The following is a 26229-nucleotide window of genomic DNA, read 5'->3' as shown; positions in this document are numbered from 1 at the left end:
GTTTACATTCCTCCAATCTAATATTATCGTTCTATTTATAGTTCTTTGTCCATAAAGATGCCATAGCTGCTCCGCCACCAACGCAAAGGGAAGCGCCGATCAAAAATTCTTTCACTCGAATATTGGTGATCCGAGCATTTAGGATATCTTGTTTGATCGCACCCAAATTTTTTGGGCATCCGCTTCTTTTATTAGTTCCTCACGCAAATCGGGATGAGCAATATTGATCAAGGCTTCCGCCCTTTGCCATGTACTCTTACCCTTGAGCATTGCTATACCATATTCAGTGACAACATAATAATTAATGCTTCTAGGAACAGTAACAATCGCCCCGAGGGTCAAAGTGGGCTTGATACGCGATTGTAATTTACCCTCTTTGTCAACGAAGGTCGAAGTAAGACAAATCAGCCCCTTACCTCCCTTCGATTTATAGGACCCATAAATATAATCTAACTGACCTCCAGTTCCAGAAATATGTCTAATACCGGATGACTCTGAGGCGACCTGACCATATAGATCTACTTCTATAGCATTGTTAATGCAAAGCATATTGTCATTTTGGCAAATGATATCGGGATCGTTTGTATAATCGACTGGGTAACTTGCACAGATTGGGTTGTTATCCAAAAAATCATAGAGCTTATTGGTTCCCATGGCAAAGGTATAGGCCATCTTTCCTTTGTCAATCTGTTTGCGCAGACCCGTTATTCTTCCCGCTTCGTACATATTAACAAATGAATCGACCAGCATTTCTGTATGAACACCTAGGTCTTTTAAGTCTGATTGGGCGATCATGGCACCAACTGCGTTCGGCATTGCCCCGATTCCTAACTGCAGGCAGGCACCATCTTCAATTTGCCCTAGGATAATTTGGGCGATCTTTTTATCCACATCGGATATAGGGGGTTCAGACAGCTGAATTAGGGGTCGATTATCACCTTGGACAAAATAGTCAATTTCGGATACATGTAAGGTCTCTCTTGAGCCGCCCAAACATCTCGGTACAGACTGATTTACTTCAGCAATAACTATTTTGGCAGCATCACAGAATGCATGAGTAATAGAGTTTGCTGTACCCAAATTCACATAGCCATGATCATCAGGAGGAGTAACCTTGATCAAGGCTACATCGACAGGTACATAACCCCGGTCATAAAAACTGGGACCTTCGTGATAGGTTAATGAAATATAATTGCATAAATTTTTGTCATGCAGCTTTCTGCTGGCCCCACTGAAATGTAAATCATTATAAATAAAATGGTTTCTATCAGGATCACTGATAACCGTTTGGGGCGGGAAAGGACAGCAAACGGTTCTGATATTAACCCCTTCTAATTCATCCTTTCTCTTGGCTAAAGCTGCATCCAAAACTTGAGAAGCCATCACAAATTCACCGTAATGGACAATATCACCGGATTTAACGACCTTAACCGCTTCATCAGCGGAGACTAATTTACGTTCGTACTCACTTTTATGATCCAAGTCAATTCCTCCCTGTTAAAAATTTTGAAGATTTTGGTTATATGTCCATCATTATGTTAATTTCCCTTAAACTATGATTTTCTCTTTCCTCTACTTTGTTGATAAATGTTTTTCCAAACCTCTGTTGCCCATGGTAAAGCTCGGCTTGGTTTCTAAAACTACTCTTCTAAGATCCCCTCCTTCCAATAAATTTGAATATGCAAGAATAGATCAAACTTTCGGACTTTTCTTAATACTATCATAATACTATTTCAAAAAAAATACGACCAGGATAATTCCTGGCCAGATCAACTTTTCATTTTTCAAAAACATTTCCCGATTAATCCTGAATAGCTTAAAAAACTCGTAATTATGGATGTGGAAGAAATGGCTTCTTTTTCTTTTCGTATTTTAATTGTTGATGACGAACCTTCAATTCGTCAAATGTTAGATTTAGGGTTACGTAAAGAAGGCTATGTTGTAAAAACCGCTGCTAATGGTCATATCGCTTTAGAGCTCATTCCGGAATTTGACCCTCACCTCATTATTTTAGATTTAATGATGCCTGTCATGGATGGAAATGATTTTTGTCAGGCTGCCCCGGAAATAAGCCAAGCCCCCATGATTATGTTAACAGCAAAAAATACAGCCGCAGAGATTGTAATGGGCTTAAGGCAAGGAGCCAACGATTATCTGACGAAACCTTTTCATTTTGAAGAACTGTTAGCTAGAATTGAAGTTCAATTACGTAACCGTTACCCGGAGCTGACCGGGCAACATAGTATAGGCGCTTTTTGCCTGGATGAAGCACACCATTCGATTACATTTAACAGTTGCCCTCTTCCCCTTTCCCCTACCGAATATAAACTATTATCTTATATGCTTTGGAACCCTTGTAGGGTACTCAGCAAAAGTTCCATATTAAACTACGTTTGGAGTTACGATTTTGAAGGAGATGACAATATCGTTGAAGTGTATATTCGTTATCTTCGTGACAAGGTAGGCGACAAAGAACACCAATGGATCCAAACTGTACGTGGTGCCGGTTATCGTCTAGTTCCTTCGAAGCATATAGTCGACAGTTAAACTAAAACGTTTTACAGAAGACGGAAGGTGTTGAAATGACTAAAACCGGCGTTAAAGCACATTGGAAAGATTCCTTGACTGGTAAACTATTAGTAAGGTTTTGGATAAGCCTCTTGTTGGTTTCCCTAATTATGGGAAGAATTCAGTACCAGGCTTTAAATCAATTTTTAATGAAAGGAGAAACGCAGGACCTACAGGCTCAAATAGGTTTATTTGATGTCAACCAGATTAAACTTTGGTTAAATCATAAACAATCGTTTTCCATGGCTTGGCCGGACCTTGGTCCTGGTGTTGTAGTCGGTTTCTATTCATCCGACAAAAAATTTGAGGGTATTCTTAGCCGCCAAGTAGTGCAATCCAAAAATCCTTTTTCTTTAAACAACTTAATAAAAACAAACTTCGGACAAATGCCATTTCAACTTCTCCAAAAAGAATTCGCTATTTGGTGATTTCTGGACCGATATACCTCAATCAAGAAACTGAAGCCAGTTTAACTAGACAGAATTCAAAAGTCGCTTCAAACAATCCCCTAATCGGCTACGCCACACTGTCTGCCCCTTTAACACAAATAAATAATATTCTCTACCATCAGTTTCAAACTTTCCTGATCAGCACTAAATATGTAATAGCTTTTTGAACGTTCAATGAGTTCATTCTAATTCTTTGTGATTACCGCCCCGTGAAAAGCGAACTTTATATGAAATGCACATTATTGTTTAGCGTTTAGTACCGCTATTTTAACCATCCATATTGTAAGGTCAATAACCATTTTTTCTTCGATTTTATTAAATTCTATTTCCTTACAAGGAATAAAGAAATTTAGCGGAAGGTTACTTATCTTTCCGCCAAATTTTATTTATCTGTCTTGTATATTAAATTTAATTTAATGACAATATTATATCGTTACAATATTTCCATCAAATTTAGTAAATGTGAAACCTGAAAAGTTTTCATTATAGGTGTTCCTGTAATCCTCAAGTATACCGATAGCAATATTTTCACCTAGATATACGCCCTGATTATCAGAGCGCCAGTGTACACCTGCGAAACTGCGAGCAAGAGAAAGGTTTGCAGCCAGTTTGTTCAATTCACCTCCTACGGTCAAAGCCGGACCTGTATATGGAAGCAGCGACAAGCCGTCAGCACTGGCCATAACCGGATTGGGAATAACAAACGATTCCTTAAAGAAGGCCTTCAGCATGGTAACGCATGCACCGATTGAAGCGGAGTGCCCAGCGGGATAGGCTGGGTGATTGGGACACCCTTCCGGATAAGCCTGGGGCAGCAGGTAAGTGCCATATTTTTTGTATATCTTGGCAATTACTTGTGAATTAAGCAGTTCCGGGTTTATTGAATAGTTGGCTGCACCCGTCAGTAAGTTTTGGACGAGTCCCCCGTACTCTTCGGGTCGTAGACGACGGTGTACTAACCATTTTTGGAACCAGGCACCTTCCAGAGCAGGCCGTGCAGCTCGGACTACAAAATCCAAAGCATGTGCGTCTCCGAAAGTAGCAGAACCGGTCTGGGTAGTCGAATGAAGATAAGGGTTAGTTGGGCTTAATGCTTCCTGCCCATAACTTAGCAGAATCAAACAAGCAGTGAGTGCAGCCTGGAAGGTGAAATCCTGGTGGACATATTCGCCAATACTACGTCCGTCATAGATATAGCGGCGTTTGAGCTCATATATATTCTCGGCTGTCGGAGCTGATCCGTTTTGAATGTCTAACCATTCCTGATATTTGGTAAGGTAGTCAACGTCGGGAACTGTGGTACGGTTACGCTGAACGATTGTTTTGGGCCCGAAGGGGATGTCTTGCTGAAGGAACTGGGAAACATAAGGTCCCACCAGGTCACCGGGGAGATTCCCTCGAAACAGTGTTCCCGTGGTGACCTTGCTATTGACTTTAGGTCCACTGAACTCAGTAAATTTTGATAGGTCAGCAGATGCTGCGATGGTGATCGGGTTGGTATCGTAGTCTATGAAAGGTACATCACGGGCAAGTGCCATCCAATACTCTTCGGCCATCTCACTGGCTTCTTCTGCACTGCTTAGGGTAGGCGGCGGGATAATACTTAAATGGTGAGAATCTGGGCCCGCCATTTCAAAGGCATAAGCGGCTTGGGGATCAACAAGCTTGGTAACCCCTCCCAAGGGTATCGATTCAAAAACTTCCGGCTCTCCGGTTGATAGAGCCCTAATCAAAACACCATAAGCATTAAGGTCGACTTCGCCAAGTTTATTGTGCGGTAATGCTTTAGTATAGTCGGCAATTTTATTTGGATAACGGTTACTGTCTCCGTTACATGGATGGCCAGGCAGAGGAATGTCCTTTTCGAAAAGGGCTGCTTCCTCACGAATTAAAAATGCTTGTTGGCTGCGTTTTTGGTTACTTGTTGGTCCAATCTCACACGAAACTTCAGTGTTTAAATTTAACGAAGTTTCTTTATTCACTTTACACTTGCTCCTTTATTTTTTGATATTTGTTTATATTATGTAATGGAGGAATAGCTTGTGTTCTCGGAACTATTCTTGGTCGCAAAAATGATCATTTGTCACCGTCTACGAAGTACAAGCATACAGTAAACCAAAAGGACGGTGCTTAGATTGGAGCATAAAGGATTGACAGGTAAGGTTATTTGGCCTTTTGATCCAGAATATGAACAAGCTAGACAAGAATACAACAGGGCAATTGATGCCTATCCGATAGCAATAGTATATTGTTTTAATAATCAGGATGTAGCCAATGCTATTCATTGGGCAGAGAAACATCAGGTAAGACTTCGTATCCGCTCAGGGGGACACAACTATGAAGGTTATTCAACCGGAACGGGGAAATTGGTAATTGACACGACACTAATGAATCACATAGAAGTGGATGCTATTAATAACGTAGTCAAGGTCCAAGCAGGAACAAGACTAAGAAAATTATATGATGTACTTTATGAACACGGCTATGCTTTTCCGGGAGGTACTTGCCCGACAGTAGCCATATCCGGTTTAGTGCTAGGCGGAGGGATAGGTTTATCTGCCCGCTACTTGGGACTTACCCTTGACAGTTTGCTTGAAGCAGAAATGGTGGATGCCAAAGGCAATATAATAGTAGCTAATCAACACTGCCATTCAGATTTGTTTTGGGCTCTGCGCGGAGCAGGCGGAGGAAATTACGGAGTTGTCACTTCCTACACCTTCCAATTAAAAAAGAAGGTCGATAAAATAACGCTTTTTCAACTGCAATGGAACAACAATAGATCTGCTAGGTTCAAATTTTTAAGTGTATGGCAAGAATGGTTGGAAGATTTAGATCGCAGGATGAGTGCCTTCGGCAGAGTATATAAACAAGGGGTTTTGCTTTTTGGCTTCTTCTATGGCAACCCCGCTGAAGCAAGAAAAATATTAGAACCCATCCTTAAAATACCGGGTATTACTTTTGAAAATATTGAATATGTTGATTATATTGAGGCTGTTAACACAATAGCAAACACATACCCGGCAAGTGAAAAATTCATGGACACAGGTAGATTTATGTACAAGCATCTTTCCAAAAATAATATATGTAATATCATTAAAATATTAGATAAAGCCCCTAGCGATTACAATTCCTTAATTAAAGTTTATTCATTAGGCGGAGCGGTAAGAGATGTTCCTAAAAGTAAAACTGCTTTTTACTATAGGAAGGCAAAATATATATTGGACATTTCGTCAAGCTGGGAAGAGAATGATGAAGCAGCAATCAATGAGGCCTGGGTAGCAAAAGGCTTTAAATATATTAAAGAGCTTACTTTTGGTTCCTACGTCAACTTTCCGTATATTAGACTAAAAGATTACGAAAGGGCTTATTTCGGTCATTATGTAAAAGTTTTACAAAGTATTAAAAATAAATATGATCCCTGTAATGTGTTCAGCTTCCCTCAAAGTATCAAACCTTGATAAACTAATAAGGTGTATATGTCCTGAACAAAAAAGACGCCATGTTAATAACTGAAGTCTCGGTCGCGACCGAAACTTCAATTAATTCTATTCTCAGTTAAAGATAAATTTTCTTCATTAGATGACAAACTATTAATGCAAAAAAACTACACTTAGTGTAGCCTTTTTTCAACAATTGCAAATTAGCAGAAGGTTATCAAATTACCGCAAGTATTACTATGCGACTTTATTACGTTCTGTTTTAGTATTTTGGTATATATGACAAAAGTTGCATCCCTATCGCAAAAGGCTTTATATAGATTTAGTATGCTTTTCACTAAAAATTTTCCAATGTTATTGATTCTAGTATTTAGTGGGCTTCTGACCTTTTATATTTTAAAAAAGCCTCTTCAACCCTTATCAAGCATGTCCGAGATATCCGGAAAGATGCTGCAGGTAATTATACTTTGCGAATTCCCGAAGAGCCGTCAGCCTCGGAAATATCACATTTGCGGTCTGTCTTAAATCAAATGCTCGAAACTCTTAATAAATCCTTGGCACTTGAAACGGAAGCCAGAGAACAAATGGCAAGATTTATTGGTGATGCTTCCCACGAATTAAGAACCCCTTTGACGTTTATTCGAGGATTCCTAGAAATCTTGTTGCGTAGACCGGAAACAGATCCAGAAACTCTATCTTCAGTCCATAAATCAATGCTTATCGAAACAGAAAGATTAATCCACCTTACCGAGGACTTATTAACTCTCAACCGTTTAACAAAACAAGTCAGTCAGGATCCTCAATTTAAGCCCGAAGTATCGGTTCAAAATATTCTTCCCGAGCTTTTACCCATGCTAAGCTCTCTATTTGCAAACCGTACATTGGATATCCAAGTTGACGAATTATCCCTGCCAGTTGAACCAGGAGAACTTAAGCAAATCATCTTTAACCTGATCCATAACGCAGTTCTGCATACTCCGGATAATGGTAAAATTACGATAATATTCGGAGCAGATGATAAAGGAAAAAAACTTTATGTTACAGATAACGGGGAGGGAATCTCTCCTCAGGATCTTCGTATATATTTGAGCGCTTTTATCGTGGCAGCCGCTCAAGGGAAAGGAACAACGTTTATAATTCATTTCCCAAGAATTAATTAAAATTCTTTTTTCAAGTCCAATGTATAGCAAGCTTTCAAGTAGACATCACTTTATAGATTAATCTCATGAGTGGCACAATAGAAGAACCGCACAACTATATGTACGGTTCTCAACAAACTAGTCAATTTTAGGTTGTCGGAGCAGTTGAAGATGGATTAGAGGATGGTGTCGTTGTTGAAGCCGAGGTGTTCAAATCTCCGTTGATTTTCTGAAGATCTGCTAAGATCTTTTGATAAACATTAATTCTATTTTGAACATCTGTTTGAATCTTGCTTAAGTCTGACGTAACCGCAGAGGAGTTCTTGGCTTTGTTGTCAGTACTCAGTTGTGTCCAATCCGCTTTAGCGCTTTGAGCAGCTTCCTGCGCATTAGCTATATCATCTTGCATAGGGATCATATCATTGAGGGCAGCTAATAAAGCGGTATAATTCTTTGATTGGCGATCAGTTTTGACTTGCGCATGTATTGTCTCTCTCAAGGTTTTAATTTGATCACGAAGTTGTTTATCTTGTGCTTGGAGTTGGCGAATAGGAGCCAAGTTCTGTTGAAACTGCTCGGCATTTTGAAGATGCAAAATTTCATTTTGAAGCTTCTGTTTTCTGGTAGCTGCTGTGTCAGCAGGTGTTGTTGTAGTCCCAGTTGATGAATTTTGGACTTGTCCAGTTGCAGGTAACGATGGTTGGGTAGTGTCGGCAAATACAGGGATAGAAAAACTAAAGATTGAAGACGCTACCAATGTACAAGCTAATAATTTGCTTGATTTTCTCATATTAATTGATTCTCCCTTTATTGAAATACTCTAATGAGTTTGGAAGTTTAGTTATAATTGCATTCAATACTTCCTCATTGGTTTTCATGAATCTTAATCTTAATGTAAAGTAGTTTACAGACTACCCAAACTTCCATCTAGGGCATTGAGAGATTTATCCAGATTGTTGAGATTTTTATTGATTTGAGCATTAACCTCTTGCTGTCCTTTGGACGCTTTTATGTCGATCATTTTTACCTGTTGTTGGCTCTTAATTAGACTGGAGTCTTCAGTTTTAGTCGTTGAAGCTGTGTTTGAGGTACCGGTAGTGGAACTCGCGGAAGACTGAGTACCACAGCCCGTGAGCACAAATAACGTGGATAAAATAACCAACGAAATAGAAATAAATCTTAGTTTGAATTTTTTCATCCCAGCGCCTCCTTTCCTGTCAGAGATATCGGTTACAATGTTTATTCTAGAGAATGAAACTGAGAATTTGCTGAGAAATATATGTGAAAAAATAACTATCTCCTTCATCTCTCTCCAAGTTCGGGGTTGTCTTTCTTGCCATGGAGGATGAGCGTAGGCACCTTTATCTCGCCCAACCAGCTGCTACAGTCATAATTACGAGATGCTTGAAGCTGATGCAGAAAGCGTAATATGGCTGCTCTGTTTTACTTATGCCTGACCTTACTAGTTTTATGAGTTTAGAAAAGAATGATAACCTAACAGTAACTTTTGCGACAGTTTGCGGATGCTTTGTTTAAATATTGTAATATCGGCACCAAGACCACCGATAAGTACGAGGGGGTATCCCTCCCCATATACCTTCATAAGGTATATTGATATCATTTACTTTAATTATGGGCATTGTTTACTCCAAAAAATTATTATAACCTGGACTCCCGCCTTTTTAGTTGAGAAGATTTTATAGTTTAGCCAGATAATATGCGATTTTTATGAGCTATCAAACTCCTAAGATTAATTATGAAGTTTGCTATTTATTTTCTTCAATGGTTAATTGCCATGAAACATTCAAATAAATAAACCCCTAGTTAGTCTAGGGGTAAAAGCACTATTTACCTAAACGCTTGCTTACTTTAATATTCTCCTTTAATTACAAAAAACGAACCCCGAATTGTTCCAGCTAGTTTAGACTTCTGCCTAGCAAACTTAAACTTCCCTTCTAACTCCTTTGGTACCTCCATCCCCTCAGAAAGCTTAAAACCAACGGCCCGCTTCTTAGGGTCATCAACCGTATACATGACGTTGACCACAAGACCATCCTCATAAAAGACGTAGGCAATTTTGATATTTTCCACTTGAAAACGCGACGTTTCTAAAGGTTTGGCCGCAAACTCAACATCACGTTCTTCTTTCATAATTCGGTTCACATAATCAAGGGTCTCCTGGCTTTCGCTAGCTGGTACAACCGTAAATTCATGCTTGTATTTGTTCATAAAGTAACGGGCTTCATTAGCACGTAAACCAGCAAGCGCTTCTACTACAGGTGAAGACTCTAAGCCAACCGTAGATACATTTTGGAAATCAACGATATAGGACATTTCCATCCCTCCTTTTTTCTCTTTATTTCCTAGCAACAGGAATCCACATTTCAGCAAAAACTAAGCCGTTTCGCTGCCCCATCTCAACCATTGCATTTGCATAATGCATCATCTTGTTATTCACCGCTTCGTTCACGGCAAAAACGTAGTCATTTGTGGCTAGGGCTTTTAAAGTGACAAGCCTTCCATCTTTGCTGACGGCCTGCCAAAAGTCTGACTTTTCCTTGTTTAAGCCAGCAAAGTCTGTGTAATTCCAAAACCTAAAACGGTAAAGCTATCTTTTTCTTATAGGGTATAATCTGCCATATTCAAAACCTTCCTCTTTTTTAAATTAATCAAATGACTTGTCTTCTTCACTTGATGCGTTTAGTATAGCCTTAAATCATGTCAAAAAATGACACTGTTTAGGAGTCCCGATGAAAAAAGTTGAACGGATTAATATAATCATGCGGTATCAACAACCGCGCCCACTTTACAATTTCTGAACTCATGCGAGAATTTAACATCTCTCGTTCAACAGCTATTAGAGACATCAGAGAAATTGAGGCCATGGGGGTGCATTTCTACTACCATTTACAGAATTTTACTTAAAATTTTAAGAATAATTCGAAGCAGTGGTTAATTTGTTTTCGTTAGTTAATGGATATTTGCTACCATAAAAAGTACCCGTTAAAGTTGCCGAGCTAGTAAGCGAATTAGAATTTAGAGATTATGAATCGGCGAAAAATTATCCATATTATAATCAACCCAACAATAATAAATCGCTTATATTTTTGCCAGAATTTCTTTAGAGAAAATCCCTCTGCAAAGTTTGACGAGTGCTGTATCATTGCGCTAATCGCTATAAATAGAAGGGCATAACCAGCCAACACAGCTACATCTGTTACTAAATCTGGAGTCTTCCCTTGCAGCATATCCCATCCGGGTTGGGCGAAATAATGCGTGGGAAGCCATTTGTCAAAGTCTTGTAGCATCCCTGTAGTTTTCCCAAACAGACCCCCAAGGAGTGCTAAGATTAGATAAGCTAACGCACCAAGGATTTGTGCTGAGCTTCCTGTCATTCCAATGAGAATACCTAACATTGCAAAAGGTAGCGAAGCAAGGCAAAACCAAAGAACTTCAAAGATCCAAGTTTGTATTGGTAAGCTTACGCCTTTAAAAAAACAACCAACTGCAAATACCACTAAAATGGTAGCCAGGGTTAGGACTAATTGAGTTAACGCCTTACCGATGGTATATGTCACAGACGACAAGGGGGTTGTTCTGAGAAAAGTTGTCCATCCGCTTTGTCGCTCTGCCGCCAGTCGCACGCTCAGGGTATTTACTGAACTGGTAATGACACCGAATACAGCCATAGCGACCATTGTATAGGCGTTTTGAGCCGGTGATCCGGAAGTTTTATTAGAGAACAAGAGGTAAAGCAAAACCGGCATAACCAAAGTCAGAATGAAAAATCGTTTATCCCGGCTAGTACGTCTAAGATCGGCTTTCCATTGAGAGATTAGGGCATTCATGCTTTATCCTCCTTTTCGCCTATAAGTCGAACATAAGCATCCTCCAAGCCTCCGCCGGAAATTTGGATATCACTGATGTCCCAGTTTTGTTTAATGACCTGAGTAATCAACTCATCGGAATTTGTTGTGCGTATAATGATTTGACGTCCTTCCTCACGAAAAGAAGCCACTCCCGGCAACTGATTGATAACCTCATGGGGCATGTCCCCCCCTAAGACGAATGAGACCTGACGGCCGGCGTACATCATTTTAAGTTGTTCAGGAGAATCATCGGCAATTATCTTTCCATGATCAATAACAACCACACGGTCAGCCATCGAATCCGCTTCATGGAGATCATGAGTGGTTAACAGCAGTGTTTTCCCTTCAGTGATAAACTGGCGTAATTCTTGCCAAAAGATTTGTTTAGAGGAGAAATCCATACCTACGGTCGGCTCATCCAGAAATAAAACATCTGGATTTCCAGCTAAGGACAAGGCAAATTGCAACCGACGCATTTGCCCTCCGGAAAGTTCGGTTGACAGCTTATCTGTTTCATTTTCTAAATTGGCAACCTTCAACAAATGTGCAATAGGCAACGGATTCGCAAAATAACTACGAACTAAATTGATTGTCTCACGAACAGTCAGCCGATCCAGAACACTTACCCCTTGGAGCATAACTCCTAGCCTTTGATGTAAATGCCGGGACTCTGGATTTCCGCCAAAAAGTTTTACGGTTCCGGACGTAGGTTTTAGCAAACCCAACATCATGGAAATGCTAGTTGACTTCCCAGCACCATTTGGACCTAGGCAAGCTACTGCTCTCCCAGGCTGAACTTGTAAGGTAACATTGTCAACTGCTGGTTGGCCTGCATTAAATACCTTGGTAACGTTTTGTAATTCAATAACTGTTGCCATTGTTTCACCTTCTTAAATAGTTTTATAAACATTTTAGCTGGATATTATAATCCCTTCGACTATCGCAAGTTATATTTTTTGATTAGAGTATCAATCTCAGGATATATTACCCCAGACATGATCAATTTTTTATTAGTACTGTCTACTTGGATATGAAGTTTAAATGAAATTCCCTTAAAATACTCTAAGAAAAAATCTGGAGAGGGCAGAAAACTAAGGATAATCACTATGATTATTATGTCGGAATAGCGGGCTGATATTTAAAGATCCATCCTTTAAAACTAAAACGTTAGTTTATTTGGGTAACTATAGTTTTATTATTATCGGAAGGTAAAACAATATGGCCGATGAAAAAATTAAAATAGGTACTGAAACAAAGTATCCCCTGAATGGAATATTGGCTATTCCCAATGAAACAGAAGGATTGTTTCCAGGGGTTGTATTAGTTCATGGCTCTGGTCCAAGTAACATGGATGAAAAAGTCGGAAAGCCCAATAATACTCAATAAATACTGGACTTTTTATGTCCTTTAATTGTATCAAAGATTGAGTACTTATTTTTTGAATAACTCATTCTTGAAAAAATTAAATGCACCTCCGCTTTTCAAAGGGGGTGCATTTGCTTATTTAACGTACTTTTTTTAAAATCCTAGGGTTAATTATTAAATAGCTGGGAATTTTTCAGATATTATACTAACTTATTGTACTCATCATCCGAAACAGGCTCCAGCCATTCTGCAGGGCCTGCCTGAACATTGGTTTCGACAGAAAGATGGATGAACCAGCTGTCTTTCGAAGCTCCGTGCCAATGCTTCACGTTTCCCGGGATTTTCACCACGTCGCCCGGATGCAGCTCTTGCGCGAGCTTGCCATCCTCCTGATACCATCCTCTGCCACCGGTGACAAGCAGGATCTGACCACCCGGATGCTTGTGCCAGTTGTTGCGGCAGCCCGGCTCAAAGGTCACATTACCGATAGGACAGTCAAATTCGGTTCCTGCAGGTACAAGCATCTGTAAATATGCGGTGCCGATAAAATTTTTGCTGAACTGCGGAGGCAATTTGTCGCCCTTCGGGAAAATTATACTGTTACTCAAATCGTTCATGATATTCGTTCCTTTCTTGTATTTAGGGTTTCATAATCGCGGAGTGTATCCTGTGAAAGATCATATTTTTTCACTTACTTCTGCAATTGTCATACGTGCACTACCAAGCATGACTTTATATTCACTTAACGTCTGCATTGCAATTTGTGACGGTTTGCTGTTTCACTGATTCTCATGGTGATCTCTGCCTCTCTCTATTTTTCCTTTCTGGTAGGAAACTGAGGCATCACATCAAAGGTCGCTGATACATCTTTTAGATGCTCTGTTATCTTCAAATGCTGTGGGCAGGCTTTTTCACATTCCTTACAGCCTATACAGTCACTTGCTTTACCATGATTTGCCGCAAGGTTCAAATAATAAACAAACTGACTTGAAAAATTATCAGTCATAGCACGTTTTGTACTGTTATACAATGCAAAGTAATCCGATATAGCAATCTTTTTCGGACAACCCTTTTCGCAATATCTGCAAGTTGTACAAGGAATTGCAGTATTTTCATTGATAATTTCGGTTACCTGATTGACAATTTTGTACTCTTCTTCGTTCAGAGGTTTGAAGTCCGCCATATAAGAAGTATTATCAAGAACCTGTTCCATTGTATTCATTCCACTCAGTACCATTATGACCCCTTCCTGACCGGCAGCAAATCGGATTGCCCAGGATGGAATAGATGCTTCCGGATTATATTCTTTCATTAACTTTTCTGCTTTTTCCGGAACTAAAGCTAGAGAGCCTCCTTTACATGGTTCCATTACTATAATCGGTTTATTATGCTTTCTGGCTACCTCATAGCATCTTCTTGACTGAATGCTTGGATTTTCCCAGTCAATAAAATTTATCTGTAACTGCACAAAATCTAATTCAGGGTGAGCAGTTAAAATCTCATCCAGTAATTCCGGTGTATCATGGAATGACATACCAAGGTTCTTTATCTTACCTTCTTTCTTTTTATTAATTCCAAAACCAAAACTGTCAAGTTCACACGCCTTCTTATATGAAATAACGCCAATATTATGGAGCAGATAATAATCGAAATACTCCACACCGCATTTTTCCAGCTGTTCATTAAAGACTTTTTCCTGATCTTCAACAGTTTTTACATCTCTCATAGGGAGCTTTGTCGCAAGTGTAAAATCATCTCTTTTATGTCTTTTTACAAGAACTTCTCTCATTACGTCCTCACTCATGTAGCCATGATAGACATAAGCAGTATCAAAGTAGGTAAATCCTTTCTCCAAAAAAGTATCTACTAGTTTGTTTAGCGTTTCTGTATCAAAGGAAGTCTGGTCATTTCTGTCCAGAAGTGGTAACCTCATACATCCAAAACCTAATTTTTTTTCCATATTATTTTTTTCCTTCCTTTCTAAATGCTTCTTATGATTTATTGACTCAAATGACATTTTTTCTTTATATTTGTCTGCACCATAACAGGGACTAACCATTAAGATAATTAGCTAACAAAGATCAGCCTCGTGTCATAGTCTATCATCTCGAGTTAACTCCAAGTCAAGTATTTTTTGAGACTATAGTTAAACTGCTCTTTTTGTTTAGATCCTGCTGGACGCCAATGCTACCTTAACGGTACCATTGATTAGCCAACTCAGTTACTAAAACAGAAAAAATGCGTTGACAGCTCTCAATCAACGCATTAAATATTTCTTCAATCAGAAGGACATTAAATCTTGCTTTCTTCTATATAAATTCTTCAACGTCAATTTCGCCTTTTGCATTAAGGCAAACTCGTGGGCTGAAGGAGTATTTTTCCTTCGCTGAACATACTCTCTCGGCTTACTTTACAGGTTTCTCTCAGATTTAAGTCCTTGTGGACAAACTACTGCGCATAAGCTGCATGAATTTCTTCCCTTGGCATATTCAATTAGTGAACACTATCGGTACTTTTGGAAGTGAGACGAAACAATTTATCTCCAACACTCGGTACAATAGAATCACGCTTGAGATTCAATGGATTTAATCCATGATATTTAGTTATGTTCGAATGGTAGTTGTTCATTAATAAATAACCCCCTATCGCAAATTATTGTTAAAGATTAATAGCCAACTATACTTTCCCCATTACTTTTTAATATAGTCTTGGTAAGTTTTGTCCAAGCTTCCCGATATATATTCAAATGCATAAATATCAATAAAGTAACCTTAACGCGCGTGGAGTGTTCAATTTGTCGGGTTTAAAAACATAAAAAGATGTGATACCGATACAATGAAGCCATTAAGCTTAATCCATAACCGTTGAATAATTGTTTCAACAGGAATCTTTCTTGCAAGGTAGAAATATATCAAGTTTAGAAGGAGTGAAATCAGATGGGCGATAAAAATCCTAAAAAGAAACCAAAGCAACCTAAAAAGCCGTAATCAGAGGGTCATATGGAACATACCAAATAAAGCTAACCCGGCGAAAAACACATCAAATGTTTTCTGCCGGGTATTTTATTGCAATACTCAAGCTCCTTATTGTTAATTTCAATCATTTTGCGAATTATCCTCCCTTTTACCCAATTTTCCTGAAGTATGGCTGGACCTCCCATTAGACCAAATTGTATGGCCCAGCCCTATCCATGCGTTTTCTCTTCCCTTCGCTCATTTTTGAAACATAATATCGTTAATGCTTAATGACGGAGATATTTTTACTCATTACCTTAGGTTCCTATGGATATTTTAAGATAAATTAAAGGTTGGTTTGATATCCTTAGTAAGGAAAAAGCACTGATACATTTCGCAAATATGAGGAGGCCCAAAAACTTGCTATTTGACATTCAGGGATACCACTTATTTAATCAATACGCCGGTCATCATCAGTTTCTTGACAAAGCATTCGCTTTTTTAGCCCAATACTCACTTGAACTTTATGTAGTCCTCTTTGTTATCGCCTGGCTCTCTCTTCCTAAGTCCGAAATAAAGCAACGTCATGCCCTAGTCATCATGGGTTTAGCCGGGGTGTTAGGGTTATTTATTAATGTCATTGTATCTCATATATATTTCCGGCCTCGTCCATTTATGGTACTAGAAAAAGGAACGTTCACTCAACTTATTCCACATAGTCCAGACGCTTCCTTTCCAAGCGATCATACAACAGGAAGCTTTGGGTTTGCCGCAGCCTCTTGGGGTAAAGCTCCAAAATGGACCACCATGAGCTTTACCATTTTAGCGGTACTTAATGGTGTAGCAAGACTTTATGTTGGGGTACACTGGCCAACAGATGTTATTGCGGGAATGATTATCGGTACGCTTAGTGGTCGGGTACTTTGGAAGTTTAGTCATTTGTTTCAACCTCTCACGAACCTTGGACTAAGATTATTTCATTATGGAGGTGATCATAAGAACATTCAAAAAGACAACACAGAAATTTAACTTAGGAGAATCGAAGTGGAAACAATTTTATCTCACCTTGCTCAATTTGTTATCAGCGTCATTTCTCTTTTGGGTTATTTAGGTGTTTTCCTAGCTATGGCTATTGAAAGTGCCTGCATTCCTTTACCCAGTGAGATCATTCTTCCTTTCACCGGCTATATGGTCTTTCTAGGTCGTTTTACTTTATGGCAAGCAACTATTGCAGCAACCTTGGGTAACCTATTTGGGGCACTGGTTGCCTATTATATTGGATTGTGGGGTGGACGACCGTTCATAAAGAGGTTTGGACGATATCTTTTCATACACGAGCGAGAATTATCCAACGCCGAAATATTGTTCGAACGCCGCGGCGAATTAACCGTGTTTATTGGTAGACTATTGCCTGTGGTACGAACGTTTATCTCTCTTCCAGCTGGAATAGCACGAATGAACGCCGTCAAAATGGCAATTTATACTATTGCCGGAGCTTTACCATGGTGCTTAATACTTATTGTTATTGGTCAAAAACTGGGGGAGAATTGGAATACTCTTAAACCATTGTTTCATCGACTAGATTTAGTCGTAGGCATTCTAATTTTGATGTTATTGAGTTACTGGATAAACCAAAAACGAAAAACACTAAAGTCCAGGAAATAGTATAATATGGTGATTAATGGCTATACTATTTCCAAAATGTTTCTCGACAGACCAAAATCGACCCTATTAAGAAAAAGTTAAGATTTACTACTTTGGGTTTAACTTAGACTTCCAATGTAATATAATTCACTTTGGCAAACTGAATACTTATTTTTAAAACTTAATGCACGGAGGTAGCAAAATGAATAAAAAAACTATTGCAATGGCTACTAGCTTAGCCATTGGGGGTTCTCTCCTTTTTGGAGCTGTCTTTGCTAATGCTTCTCAACTATCTGGATATGAAGCCTACAAAAACGCGATAAAAGATACAAAAAAACTACAGAATGAAACGATTGATTTTAAAGCCTCTATTGCTGATAATAGCAGCAGCTTAGTTAACGTTAGTTCAAATGTGAAGCTTAATGAAAGTGCAGATGCTATGAGTAATATAACTACTGTAAAATCAGGGAATACAACTCAAACCTACAGTAGTTATGAACAGGATGGAAAAAATATTACTAAAAACAGTAATAGTGACCAATACTTGGTCAGAGAAGACAGACATAAAAATTCAAGTGCAGTAAAAGAATCCCAAAACCCTATTGTCGAAAAGAGCATGGAAGTTGTCGTTGATACCTTGGTAGGAAGCATGCAAAGTGATGTAGCTACAACTGATGGTGCAGACGGAACAAAAACCGTCGCTATCAATATTAATCAAAATGATGTAACACCACTCGTCAACGCTCTAACATCTTTAGCTTTCACTGCTGAGAATCATAGGGGTTCTTATCATAACGACAACACTGATCAGAACAATATGAAAGACTTAAAAGATGTTATTCCCCTGCTTCAGAGCGATATCAATGTTGTAAGTGTTACTTCAACAGGCACTATCAATAAAGATGATATTGTCACAAGCCAGTCAGCAACGATTGTAGTATCTGGCAAAGATGCCCAGGGAACACAGCATGAACTAACGTTTACTATCGATTTAAATCTGTCCAATATAAACAGTACAACTCCTGATAAAATTGACTTAACAGGAAAACAGGTAAAAACAATGACCTTCAATAGAGCGAAGAACTGATCATCAACCGCATTATTGTTACGTGAATTACCGTAACGCTTAAACATCAAATGACAGAAAATGAGCAACATTGATTTGCTCATTTTCTGTTAAATAAACAAAAACGGGTGACGAACGTGGAAAAAGTTTTAGAAGTGGATGGACTGACTAAGATTTATAAAAATGGACGAGGAGTAAAGGATATTACATTTGATGTTTATATGGGCGATATTTTCGGATTCTTGGGGCCTAATGGGGCAGGCAAAACTACAGTTATGAAAGGAATCACAGGATTAAATACGATCCAAAAGGGCAAAGTTAAAATACTAGGCTGCGACTTAAACTTCCAGTTTGAAAACGCCATCAGAAATGTTGGCTCTATTATCGAAACAGCGGATGTTTATGAATATATGAGTGCCTATGAAAACCTGAAATTTGTAGCAAGATTTTATAATAACATTAATGAAAATGATATTGAGAACATCTTAGAATTGGTTAATCTGACAAAGGTTAAGAAAGAGAAGGCAAGTAAATTTTCCCTTGGTATGAAACAGAGACTGGCACTTGCCAAGGCGCTACTTCCAAATCCAAAACTGGTCATTTTAGATGAACCTGCTAATGGATTAGATATTGAAGGCACTGTCCAGTTGAGGAATTTGATCAAAGAACTTGCGGATCAAAAGAGAATGACGTTCTTTATTTCAAGTCATTTAGTGCACGAAGTTGAACTTATGTGTAACAAAGTAGCAATCATTCATGAGGGACGGCTTGTTAACAATGGTGCCCAAATCGAGAGCATCAAGGAGAAATTTGATTCGTTAGAGGACTTTTATATGAATCAGGTAAAGGAAGAGGGAAGGTCTGATGGATAGCCTAAGAGCCAGTATTATCAATGAGTTACGAAAACTATTTTTAAAGAAAAAGACAACTGTATTTTTATCTATTATGGCTATTATGAGCTTCTTAACAGCCTTTTTTATGTCGACCATTCAATCCAGGCTTGTTTTTGTAGCGGTCAGTTCAATAAGTTATCCATTATTGCTTTTAACGATATTTACTAATGTTTTTTTACCTTTATTTGTTTTTATGACAACATCAGATTTATTTTCGGGTGAAATAGCTGATAAAACCTTAAAGCTCGTTCTAACCATGCCAATAAGCCGGTTTAAAATTTACATCTCTAAAATAATTGCTATTAGTGTTTATGTAGTTTTGAACTTCTTTATAATTTTCTTAATTTCTATGCTATCAGCACGTGTATTAAATATTAATGTAACAAGCATTTCTAATGAGGTTTTTGGCTATTTAGTAGACATTATACCGGCACTAATTTTAGTCATTTTTGCAGCCTTTATCACACAGTTCTTCAAGAGCGGCAGTACTGCTCTAATCAGTTGCATCTTTATATTTATTGCGGTAAAAGCATTATCACTATTTAATACAATAGTAAGTAACAATATTTTTACTACCTATTTAAACTGGTACTCATTGTGGCTTTCAAGCGGAATAAATTTGTTAAGAGAACTAAATTTACTTTTGCTTGTATTATCTTACGGTATTATTTTCTTCACCGCCGGATACTATTTGTTTGATAAGAAGGAAGTTTGAAACAAATATTGCTATCAAGATATCCGACCTTATCCATCATTAGTCCTCTTTAATTCCTCACATCTAGGAATCAGCAAAAAAGACAATCCCCATTGTAAAGATATATATAAAGAACATAACTTCAAGAGTTACTAGAAGTCTTGAGGTATTACTGATTGGCGAGAAGTCTCCCATACTTGCAGTAGCAAAGGTCGTAACACTAAAATAGAAAAAAGTAAATAATTCGGTGACTATGTCATTTCCGAAATGACTTCCCGTAAAACTTCCCGGAACCATGTGATATTCAAGGTCATAAGCAACTGCAAAATAAACCATTAATAGAGCAATGGCCGAACCCGCCGGAATAAATGCTGTAATCATATGCCCGTCGGTAGCTGTCAATACCCTATACACATAGTATGCCACACCTGCAGTTGAGATTATTGAATAAATGGCAACTACAGCCGATCCGACTGGAGTATCCTGAGGCTCAGGATATCCTACAGGACTCTCTTTATCGCTCTCATCCTTCCATTGCTTATGGTTTACCATAAGCAGCAATAAGATTGATGCTCCAGCCCCAATTGCGGCAGGCAGTAATGGCCAAATATCAGCAGCTACAATATCTCGTTCCGTAGGTTCCGCAGATTGATACTCTGGTTTTAGGAAAGGCTTAGAAGAGTTAATGGCTCCCTTCCCCTCCTCGACAAAAAATGGATTTGTAGGGCACTGTCGTGGTGGATACCAAATATGCGGAGGGTATTGACCCTTCAATTTATCCCGATTCCCCATTCCCTCACCTCCTATGTTTTTATACCATATTATTCCATGCAATTTAATCTTGTGTTTCTCTTAAATTAAAATGCAACCACCATTTCAATATCTCTAAATTTTCTAAAGATGTTCATGGAAGGGGCAAAGCCGCTTGGCAATCCCACCTGTTTGAGCTAACGTAAATTGACCAAAAGTTGACGGTATTGCCTGTCCGAAAGTTGCTAGATATAATGACCATATCAAAGAAAAGGAAAAGGATGTCTCCATTAAATGTGTACCTGCGCCAACAGGTTCACTAGAGACATCCCCCAAAGATCATGGTTATTGTATCAAAATACGAGCTAATTGAAAACGTCCACACGGGCGTTTTTTGTTAGGTGTGCGGAATTATCCCCTTGTCCTTGCTGTGGCGAAAATCTAAAAATCATTGGTAGCCGTAAGCGAACGTATAAAAATAGCAGTGGCGAAACTAGGGTTTTAATCATCCGAAGACTGCGTTGTTCTAACTGTAGTCGTATTCATCACGAACTTCCGGACTGCTTGGTACCTTACAAGCGCTATGAATCCATAGGTATTGAGCAGGTGGTTACGCAATCGGGGACTTCTGACGTAGCAGCAGATGATGCAACCTTGTACCGGCTAAGAAAATGGTTTCATATGCGGTTGCCATACTTACTTGGCTGTCTTAGAGCTATCGCCATCCGCCTTGGACAAATACCTGTGGAGGAGCCGTCCGTCCCTTCACTATCCGCACACCAGCGAATCGGACTTTATGTCGGCAATGCACCAGGGTGGCTAGCCAGAATTGTCCGCCCCATTGCTAATTCAAATTTATGGTTACATACCCGTTCTGCATTTTTGTCCGGAACCACTTAAGTTAGACTCGAAGAGAAGTCGACTTAAGGAAGGTGTTGGGGATGAAAGATTGGAAAAAGGCCGAGGAAATTGCTGCCGAGCGTGTACAACTTTTGGCACCGTTATTGGCGGATGGGATTGATGCGGCCAAAATACGGGAAGTTAAAGCCCGAATTTGTGAACAGCATAGTATAACAGAGAGGACTTTGCGGCGGTATTTGGCGGAATACCGCCAAAAGGGATTTCTCGGACTAAAACCGAAGGGTAAGGCCCAGTCTAGGGTTGAAGTTATTCCGCCACAGGTTCTTGAACAGGCTATTTTGCTTCGACGGGAAGTGCCTAGTCGCAGTGTAGCGCAGATCATTCAGATCCTGGAATGGGAAGGCAGGATTAAGCCCAGAGAGATAAAACGCAGCACCCTACAGGATAAATTGGCTGCTCGCGGTTACAGTACCCGCCAAATGCGAATGTATACTGATTCCGGCGTAGCCGCCAGACGGTTTCAAAGGAAACGTCGCAATTCGATGTGGCATTCGGATATTAAGTTCGGACCGTACCTTCCCATCGGTCCCAATGGAGCCTTGAAACAAGTCTACTTGGTTACATTTGTGGATGATGCAACAAGATTCGTACTCCATGGTGCCTTTTATCCCACACTAGATCAGCTAATCATCGAAGACTCTTTCCGATCAGCCATTCAGAAGTACGGTGTGCCAGAATCCGTTTACTTCGACAACGGTAAGCAATACCGTACTAAATGGATGACGCGGACCTGCTCAAAACTGGGCATACGCCTTATTTTTGCGAGACCGTATTCTCCAGAGGCAACCGGGAAGGTCGAACGCTTTAATAGAGTTGTTGACTCTTTTCTAAGTGAGGCTGCCTTAGAAAAACCGAAGACACTTGACCGCCTGAACGAATTGTTTCAGGTATGGCTCAGCGAATGCTACCAGAATAAGCATCACTCCGCCCTGGAAAACAAAATGAGTCCGGAAACCGCCTTTCGCAGTGACAAGCAGCCCCTCCGGTTCGTGGAGACCGAAGTTTTAACCAATGCCTTTTTACATAGCGAATCCCGCAAGGTAGATAAGTCTGGCTGCATTAACTTTATGGGCAAAAAGTATGAAGTGGGTCTTTCATTTATTGGACGGACAGTTGATGTAATTTACGATCCGGCAGACATTGTTGAATTAACGATTGAATACGAAGGGTATGTCCCATGGAGGGTACGTGAACTTGAAATTGGTGAGCGTGCCGGAAAGCGTCCTCCCTTACCGGATTATCTGCAACCACAACCTGCTGAATCGGCAAGACTGCTAAATGCCGCCGGGGAGAAAAAACTGCAACGCCAAGAACGACAAATTCCGGCGGTCTCCTACCGTGCAGTACGGAAGGAGGAAAAAGGAAATGTTTGAATCCTTCTACGGCCTAAGCTGTGCGCCGTTTTCACGCGATATACCGACGGATGAACTTTACGAATCTGCTGTTCTGGAAGAAACGCTAGGGCGGCTTGAGTATGCAGCCGAACGTCGATGGTTTGCCGTCATCACAGGTGACTGTGGTACCGGGAAAACAACAACCATCCGCCGTTATGCGCAGACTCTAGATCCATCAAGATTCAAAGTGCTTTATCTATCCGACTCAAAGCTTACCCCTCGCCACTTCTACAAAGGGTTACTGGAACAACTTGGCCACGAAGCGAAATTCTATCGCGGTGATGCCAAGCGTCAGTTACACCGGGAAATCGAGCTTATGCGGGGAATTCATCACCAGCAACCGGTGGTAGTTGTTGACGAGGCCCATCTTTTAGACCGGGAGATGCTAGAAGAAGTTCGCTTTTTATTAAATATGAAGATGGATGCCCAGAGTCCGATGGCCTTAATACTTGTTGGCCAAAGTGAGTTGTGGGATAGACTGCAATTACAAGCTTACGCAGCGATCTGCCAGCGCATCGACTTGCAATGCAAACTGACGCACTATGATCGGGCTGAGGTTGAAGCATACATCAAGCGACACCTAGACTATGCCGGGGCAAAGCATGCCATCTTTTCGGACCAAGCAATGGATGATATTTATCGCTATTCCACTGGCGCGGCCAGACTCGTCAACAAAGTATGTACCCATTGTCTCATGTATGGTGCGCAAAATGGTCATCGAATTATTGATGACCGTATGGTGAAACGTGTCATCGAGGAGGAATTGTCATGAACAATCCAATACGACGTATGGCTGGCCGATTAAGTTTGGAGGATTATTTCATACAAACCGGTTTTTATGACTTACTACCAATGGCCCTGCAACTGGCCAAAAATTTAGGATATGACCAAAGTGAAATGGTTGAGGCCATTTGCAAAGTTCATGACAAGTATTTTCAGTATCCTCCGACTAGAAACCGAACGGCTTGGTTTAGAATGGTTTTTCAGGAGAAATTACAAGAGGCCAGAGGAGAAATTCTGGTCTTTAATACGAGGAAAAAATACTAGTAAGAGAAATAGCCAATAGTGAGCCGGTTGCAGCTAGCTATTGGCTCTATTTTTTTAGTTCAAAGACTGACGGACGGACGGACAAATAAATTTGGTCACGTTATCCGTCATTCTATGGACAACTTACGCCGTCAATCTTCGGACATTAAACAGCGTCAGTAACACCCACCAACTAAAAAGGAACCTCATGTTAAGGTTCCTTTTGTAAAATTTAGTTCCATAGCATTAAAAAAGTACCCGCGGAAATAAGCAAACCAGCCAGTAGAGTTTTTAGGGAAAATTGCTCACCTAAAACGAAGAATGACAAAATCAACGTAATAACAATGCTGGATTTATCAATAGGTGCAACCTGTGATACTGGACCTAAGGATATTGCTTTGTAATAAAATAGCCATGACAAACCCGTTGCTAATCCTGACGATAATAAAAAGATCCAATTCTGCTTGGTTAAACTCGAAATACCATTGAGTCCACCACTTAGGAAAGCAACGCTCCATGCCAAAAATACGATAACTACAGTACGAATAGCTGTTGCGAGGTTAGAATCTACACCTTTAATACCTAGTTTGGCAAGAATTGCAGTAAGAGCAGCAAACAAAGCTGATAATACTGCGTATAACTTCCACATATTCTTCCCCCTTAAACAGTTTCAGGCTTAGGAGCGGATTTCCGTGTTCTAACATCAGGTAAGGTTAGGGCAAGTACAACCCCCAGGACTGGAAGGAAACAAATAATGTTCATCGTAAAGGGCATGCCAACATGATCGGCGATTGCTCCAAGTAGTGTTACCCCAATTGACCCCATACCAACTCCAAAACCGAGCATCATACCCGAAGCTAGCCCGATATTATTAGGCAATAACCTTTGACCGAAAACCACCGTGGTGGAAAACGTTGAGATTAGTGACGCTCCGACGATAAAGGCTAAAATAGGAATCCCTGCGCCGTTCAAGTGCAAAAATGGATAAAGCGTGATTAGGCAAACGATCATGGAAACCAACAGCCCGTTTCTCCCTCCGAAACGGTCGGCAAAAGGTCCACCGAAAATCGTACCCACTGCCCCCGCAATTAAAAACGTACTCACTAGGTATTCAGGTTCAGCAATACCTTTGAAACTGGGAAAATAAAATGGAATAAAATAAATCAAACCGGATTGTATCCATGATCTTATAGTTACATACAGCATCAGCATTATTAAGCTTCCTATCCTATCCCTACTACTGACAGTTTGTTCTTTATCTCTTTTTTGTTTGTGATTTTTCTCAGTCAAAATGTTCTTAAATCGGGGCAATAAAAATACAAAAAATAGTGCGGCAATAACTCCAGGGATCATAACAGCTTGAATCGACTTCAATCCATTGAAACTTAATACAAACATAGCCAACATAGGACCAAGACCAAAACCGAGGTTCCCTCCCACTGAAAAAATCGCCATTGAAGACCCAGCTTTGCTGTCCTCGCTAAGAAAATGGGCCAATTTAGATCCTTCAGGGTGGTATCCTGCTACCCCGATTCCGCTTAGTAGTATTGCAAGCAACAATAGTCCGTATGAGTGAACAATACCAGTCAATGCTAAACCAAAACCAGAAAGAAAAAGACTAACCGGCATTAACCAGGGCATACTGTAACGGTCACTTAACACCCCGAAAACCGGCTGGATAATGGCCGAGCTGAAGGTAAATGCCAACGCAATTATACCGACTTGAAAATAGCTGAGATGAAAACTTTTCGCCAGTAAAGGCGCTAATATGGGAAGAATCCCTTGACCCAAGTCAACAACCAGGTGACCAATGCTCAAGAACCATAAATACAAGTTAATCAAAATTTACGCCTCGCTTCATGAATTTAAACTTTTATCTCCCACACAATTCTCGTAGCCGCCATTGCCTGCGAATGACAGATCGTTACCAAGTAATTTAATCCTAATAGTTTCCACATAATTCGCTCGTTTCCTCCCACCATGACTCCACTTTTTTCAATGAATGGCTTACCCGCAAATGATGAAAAATTATTCATAAGAAAAGCTGAATGACCCTGTGA

29 protein-coding genes are annotated in these 26229 nt (G+C 39.8%); 15 read left to right on the top strand and 14 right to left on the bottom strand.

What is annotated here, in order from left to right; genetic code table 11:
- Positions 1–138: 138 nt before the first annotated feature.
- A complete protein-coding gene (locus VZF35_RS26270; protein WP_407309588.1) occupies positions 139–1482 on the bottom strand; it encodes an acetyl-CoA hydrolase/transferase family protein in 1344 nt (447 codons plus the stop codon).
- Positions 1483–1833: 351 nt separating this feature from the next.
- On the opposite strand from VZF35_RS26270, the gene VZF35_RS26265 reads away from it, so the two are divergent.
- A complete protein-coding gene (locus tag VZF35_RS26265; protein ID WP_407309586.1) occupies positions 1834–2547 on the top strand; it encodes a response regulator transcription factor in 714 nt (237 codons plus the stop codon).
- A gap of 35 nt (positions 2548–2582) precedes the next feature.
- On the top strand, positions 2583–2996 hold the full coding sequence (locus VZF35_RS26260; RefSeq protein ID WP_407309584.1) for a hypothetical protein: 414 nt from the start codon (positions 2583–2585) through the stop codon (positions 2994–2996).
- Positions 2997–3442: 446 nt separating this feature from the next.
- Here the strand turns inward: VZF35_RS26260 and VZF35_RS26255 are convergent, their stop codons facing one another.
- Positions 3443–4999 carry a vanadium-dependent haloperoxidase gene (locus tag VZF35_RS26255; RefSeq protein WP_407309582.1) on the bottom strand — a complete coding sequence of 519 codons (1557 nt, stop codon included), beginning with the start codon at positions 4997–4999 and terminating at the stop codon, positions 3443–3445.
- Positions 5000–5143: 144 nt separating this feature from the next.
- On the opposite strand from VZF35_RS26255, the gene VZF35_RS26250 reads away from it, so the two are divergent.
- Together VZF35_RS26250 and VZF35_RS26245 are read left to right on the top strand one after the other, a co-directional pair.
- Positions 5144–6475, top strand: coding sequence for an FAD-binding oxidoreductase (locus VZF35_RS26250; RefSeq protein WP_407309580.1), 1332 nt, complete (start codon positions 5144–5146; stop codon positions 6473–6475).
- 446 nt (positions 6476–6921) lie between these two features.
- Positions 6922–7614 carry a sensor histidine kinase gene (locus VZF35_RS26245; protein WP_407309578.1) on the top strand — a complete coding sequence of 231 codons (693 nt, stop codon included), beginning with the start codon at positions 6922–6924 and terminating at the stop codon, positions 7612–7614.
- A gap of 127 nt (positions 7615–7741) precedes the next feature.
- Here VZF35_RS26245 and VZF35_RS26240 read toward each other — a convergent pair whose 3' ends face one another.
- From VZF35_RS26240 to VZF35_RS26230, 3 genes are all read right to left on the bottom strand, one after another.
- A complete protein-coding gene (locus tag VZF35_RS26240) occupies positions 7742–8383 on the bottom strand; it encodes a hypothetical protein (RefSeq protein WP_407309576.1) in 642 nt (213 codons plus the stop codon).
- Positions 8384–8497: 114 nt separating this feature from the next.
- Positions 8498–8791, bottom strand: coding sequence for a hypothetical protein (locus VZF35_RS26235; RefSeq protein ID WP_407309574.1), 294 nt, complete (start codon positions 8789–8791; stop codon positions 8498–8500).
- Between the two features lie 671 nt (positions 8792–9462).
- Positions 9463–9927 carry a phage tail protein gene (locus VZF35_RS26230; protein WP_407309572.1) on the bottom strand — a complete coding sequence of 155 codons (465 nt, stop codon included), beginning with the start codon at positions 9925–9927 and terminating at the stop codon, positions 9463–9465.
- 489 nt (positions 9928–10416) lie between these two features.
- On the opposite strand from VZF35_RS26230, the gene VZF35_RS26225 reads away from it, so the two are divergent.
- Complete coding sequence (locus VZF35_RS26225) at positions 10417–10518, top strand: hypothetical protein (RefSeq protein ID WP_407309570.1); 102 nt, start codon at positions 10417–10419, stop codon at positions 10516–10518.
- A 104-nt stretch (positions 10519–10622) separates the two neighbouring features.
- Here the strand turns inward: VZF35_RS26225 and VZF35_RS26220 are convergent, their stop codons facing one another.
- Positions 10623–11441, bottom strand: a complete 819-nt coding sequence (locus tag VZF35_RS26220) for an ABC transporter permease (protein ID WP_407309568.1) — start codon at positions 11439–11441, stop codon at positions 10623–10625.
- Positions 11438–12340, bottom strand: a complete 903-nt coding sequence (locus VZF35_RS26215; protein ID WP_407309566.1) for an ABC transporter ATP-binding protein — start codon at positions 12338–12340, stop codon at positions 11438–11440. Before VZF35_RS26215 ends, VZF35_RS26220 begins: the two co-directional genes overlap by 4 nt.
- Positions 12341–12680: 340 nt before the next feature.
- Here VZF35_RS26215 and VZF35_RS26210 point away from each other — a divergent pair, with 340 nt between their 5' ends.
- The gene (locus VZF35_RS26210; protein ID WP_407309564.1) at positions 12681–12848 is read left to right on the top strand and encodes a hypothetical protein; all 168 of its coding nucleotides are present in this window, start codon (positions 12681–12683) and stop codon (positions 12846–12848) included.
- 179 nt (positions 12849–13027) lie between these two features.
- On the opposite strand, the gene VZF35_RS26205 is transcribed toward VZF35_RS26210, so the two are convergent.
- The 3 genes from VZF35_RS26205 to VZF35_RS26195 all read right to left on the bottom strand — a co-directional run bounded on the left by VZF35_RS26205 (position 13028) and on the right by VZF35_RS26195 (position 15455).
- On the bottom strand, positions 13028–13444 hold the full coding sequence (locus VZF35_RS26205; protein ID WP_407309562.1) for a cupin domain-containing protein: 417 nt from the start codon (positions 13442–13444) through the stop codon (positions 13028–13030).
- A gap of 194 nt (positions 13445–13638) precedes the next feature.
- Entirely contained in the window at positions 13639–14787 is a 1149-nt protein-coding gene (locus VZF35_RS26200) for an aldo/keto reductase (protein WP_407314840.1), read from the bottom strand.
- A 533-nt stretch (positions 14788–15320) separates the two neighbouring features.
- A complete protein-coding gene (locus tag VZF35_RS26195) occupies positions 15321–15455 on the bottom strand; it encodes a hypothetical protein (RefSeq protein ID WP_407309560.1) in 135 nt (44 codons plus the stop codon).
- Positions 15456–16201: 746 nt separating this feature from the next.
- Between VZF35_RS26195 and VZF35_RS26190 the strand changes: the two genes are divergently transcribed.
- From VZF35_RS26190 to VZF35_RS26170, 5 genes are all read left to right on the top strand, one after another.
- Positions 16202–16810, top strand: coding sequence for an undecaprenyl-diphosphatase (locus tag VZF35_RS26190; RefSeq protein ID WP_407309558.1), 609 nt, complete (start codon positions 16202–16204; stop codon positions 16808–16810).
- Between the two features lie 15 nt (positions 16811–16825).
- Complete coding sequence (locus tag VZF35_RS26185) at positions 16826–17446, top strand: DedA family protein (RefSeq protein WP_407309556.1); 621 nt, start codon at positions 16826–16828, stop codon at positions 17444–17446.
- A 181-nt stretch (positions 17447–17627) separates the two neighbouring features.
- Positions 17628–18512, top strand: coding sequence for a hypothetical protein (locus VZF35_RS26180; RefSeq protein WP_407309554.1), 885 nt, complete (start codon positions 17628–17630; stop codon positions 18510–18512).
- 116 nt (positions 18513–18628) lie between these two features.
- The gene (locus VZF35_RS26175; RefSeq protein ID WP_407309552.1) at positions 18629–19363 is read left to right on the top strand and encodes an ABC transporter ATP-binding protein; all 735 of its coding nucleotides are present in this window, start codon (positions 18629–18631) and stop codon (positions 19361–19363) included.
- Positions 19356–20099: an ABC transporter permease subunit gene (locus tag VZF35_RS26170; protein WP_407309550.1), complete on the top strand. Its 744-nt coding sequence runs from the start codon at positions 19356–19358 to the stop codon at positions 20097–20099. The genes VZF35_RS26175 and VZF35_RS26170 overlap by 8 nt, the downstream gene beginning before the upstream one ends.
- 63 nt (positions 20100–20162) lie before the next feature.
- On the opposite strand, the gene VZF35_RS26165 is transcribed toward VZF35_RS26170, so the two are convergent.
- The gene (locus tag VZF35_RS26165; RefSeq protein ID WP_407309548.1) at positions 20163–20870 is read right to left on the bottom strand and encodes a two pore domain potassium channel family protein; all 708 of its coding nucleotides are present in this window, start codon (positions 20868–20870) and stop codon (positions 20163–20165) included.
- 327 nt (positions 20871–21197) lie between these two features.
- Between VZF35_RS26165 and VZF35_RS26160 the strand changes: the two genes are divergently transcribed.
- The 4 genes from VZF35_RS26160 to VZF35_RS26145 are packed head-to-tail and all read left to right on the top strand — an operon-like array spanning position 21198 to position 24190.
- Complete coding sequence (locus VZF35_RS26160; RefSeq protein ID WP_407306378.1) at positions 21198–21728, top strand: DUF6431 domain-containing protein; 531 nt, start codon at positions 21198–21200, stop codon at positions 21726–21728.
- Between the two features lie 41 nt (positions 21729–21769).
- Positions 21770–23122 carry a DDE-type integrase/transposase/recombinase gene (locus VZF35_RS26155; protein WP_407309546.1) on the top strand — a complete coding sequence of 451 codons (1353 nt, stop codon included), beginning with the start codon at positions 21770–21772 and terminating at the stop codon, positions 23120–23122.
- Positions 23115–23915 carry an ExeA family protein gene (locus VZF35_RS26150; RefSeq protein WP_407309544.1) on the top strand — a complete coding sequence of 267 codons (801 nt, stop codon included), beginning with the start codon at positions 23115–23117 and terminating at the stop codon, positions 23913–23915. The genes VZF35_RS26155 and VZF35_RS26150 overlap by 8 nt, the downstream gene beginning before the upstream one ends.
- Positions 23912–24190, top strand: coding sequence for a hypothetical protein (locus VZF35_RS26145; RefSeq protein ID WP_407306388.1), 279 nt, complete (start codon positions 23912–23914; stop codon positions 24188–24190). Before VZF35_RS26150 ends, VZF35_RS26145 begins: the two co-directional genes overlap by 4 nt.
- Positions 24191–24401: 211 nt before the next feature.
- Here VZF35_RS26145 and VZF35_RS26140 read toward each other — a convergent pair whose 3' ends face one another.
- From VZF35_RS26140 to VZF35_RS26130, 3 genes are read right to left on the bottom strand one after another with little or no spacing between them, the layout of a single operon-like run.
- Positions 24402–24818 carry an EamA family transporter gene (locus VZF35_RS26140; protein WP_407309542.1) on the bottom strand — a complete coding sequence of 139 codons (417 nt, stop codon included), beginning with the start codon at positions 24816–24818 and terminating at the stop codon, positions 24402–24404.
- An 11-nt stretch (positions 24819–24829) separates the two neighbouring features.
- A complete protein-coding gene (locus VZF35_RS26135) occupies positions 24830–25987 on the bottom strand; it encodes an MFS transporter (protein WP_407309540.1) in 1158 nt (385 codons plus the stop codon).
- Positions 25988–26034: 47 nt separating this feature from the next.
- Entirely contained in the window at positions 26035–26205 is a 171-nt protein-coding gene (locus VZF35_RS26130) for a hypothetical protein (RefSeq protein ID WP_407309538.1), read from the bottom strand.
- Positions 26206–26229: the final 24 nt, after the last annotated feature.

Source organism: Desulfosporosinus paludis, from assembly GCF_045689965.1.
Taxonomy (GTDB): Bacteria; Bacillota; Desulfitobacteriia; order Desulfitobacteriales; family Desulfitobacteriaceae; genus Desulfosporosinus; species Desulfosporosinus paludis.
The sequence above is the reverse complement of the archived record's forward strand: the minus strand, read 5'-3'. Positions and strand labels throughout refer to the sequence as shown.

Coding starts and splice junctions, on each gene's coding strand:
- VZF35_RS26265 (WP_407309586.1), top strand. CDS start 1,834: ATGGATGTGGAAGAAATGGCTTCTTTTTCTTTTCGTATTTTAATTGTT.
- VZF35_RS26260 (WP_407309584.1), top strand. CDS start 2,583: ATGACTAAAACCGGCGTTAAAGCACATTGGAAAGATTCCTTGACTGGT.
- VZF35_RS26240 (WP_407309576.1), bottom strand. CDS start 8,383: ATGAGAAAATCAAGCAAATTATTAGCTTGTACATTGGTAGCGTCTTCA.
- VZF35_RS26235 (WP_407309574.1), bottom strand. CDS start 8,791: ATGAAAAAATTCAAACTAAGATTTATTTCTATTTCGTTGGTTATTTTA.
- VZF35_RS26230 (WP_407309572.1), bottom strand. CDS start 9,927: ATGTCCTATATCGTTGATTTCCAAAATGTATCTACGGTTGGCTTAGAG.
- VZF35_RS26225 (WP_407309570.1), top strand. CDS start 10,417: ATGCGAGAATTTAACATCTCTCGTTCAACAGCTATTAGAGACATCAGA.
- VZF35_RS26220 (WP_407309568.1), bottom strand. CDS start 11,441: ATGAATGCCCTAATCTCTCAATGGAAAGCCGATCTTAGACGTACTAGC.
- VZF35_RS26215 (WP_407309566.1), bottom strand. CDS start 12,340: ATGGCAACAGTTATTGAATTACAAAACGTTACCAAGGTATTTAATGCA.
- VZF35_RS26210 (WP_407309564.1), top strand. CDS start 12,681: ATGGCCGATGAAAAAATTAAAATAGGTACTGAAACAAAGTATCCCCTG.
- VZF35_RS26205 (WP_407309562.1), bottom strand. CDS start 13,444: ATGAACGATTTGAGTAACAGTATAATTTTCCCGAAGGGCGACAAATTG.
- VZF35_RS26200 (WP_407314840.1), bottom strand. CDS start 14,787: ATGGAAAAAAAATTAGGTTTTGGATGTATGAGGTTACCACTTCTGGAC.
- VZF35_RS26195 (WP_407309560.1), bottom strand. CDS start 15,455: ATGAACAACTACCATTCGAACATAACTAAATATCATGGATTAAATCCA.
- VZF35_RS26180 (WP_407309554.1), top strand. CDS start 17,628: ATGAATAAAAAAACTATTGCAATGGCTACTAGCTTAGCCATTGGGGGT.
- VZF35_RS26170 (WP_407309550.1), top strand. CDS start 19,356: ATGGATAGCCTAAGAGCCAGTATTATCAATGAGTTACGAAAACTATTT.
- VZF35_RS26165 (WP_407309548.1), bottom strand. CDS start 20,870: ATGGGGAATCGGGATAAATTGAAGGGTCAATACCCTCCGCATATTTGG.
- VZF35_RS26155 (WP_407309546.1), top strand. CDS start 21,770: ATGAAAGATTGGAAAAAGGCCGAGGAAATTGCTGCCGAGCGTGTACAA.
- VZF35_RS26150 (WP_407309544.1), top strand. CDS start 23,115: ATGTTTGAATCCTTCTACGGCCTAAGCTGTGCGCCGTTTTCACGCGAT.
- VZF35_RS26145 (WP_407306388.1), top strand. CDS start 23,912: ATGAACAATCCAATACGACGTATGGCTGGCCGATTAAGTTTGGAGGAT.
- VZF35_RS26140 (WP_407309542.1), bottom strand. CDS start 24,818: ATGTGGAAGTTATACGCAGTATTATCAGCTTTGTTTGCTGCTCTTACT.
- VZF35_RS26130 (WP_407309538.1), bottom strand. CDS start 26,205: ATGAATAATTTTTCATCATTTGCGGGTAAGCCATTCATTGAAAAAAGT.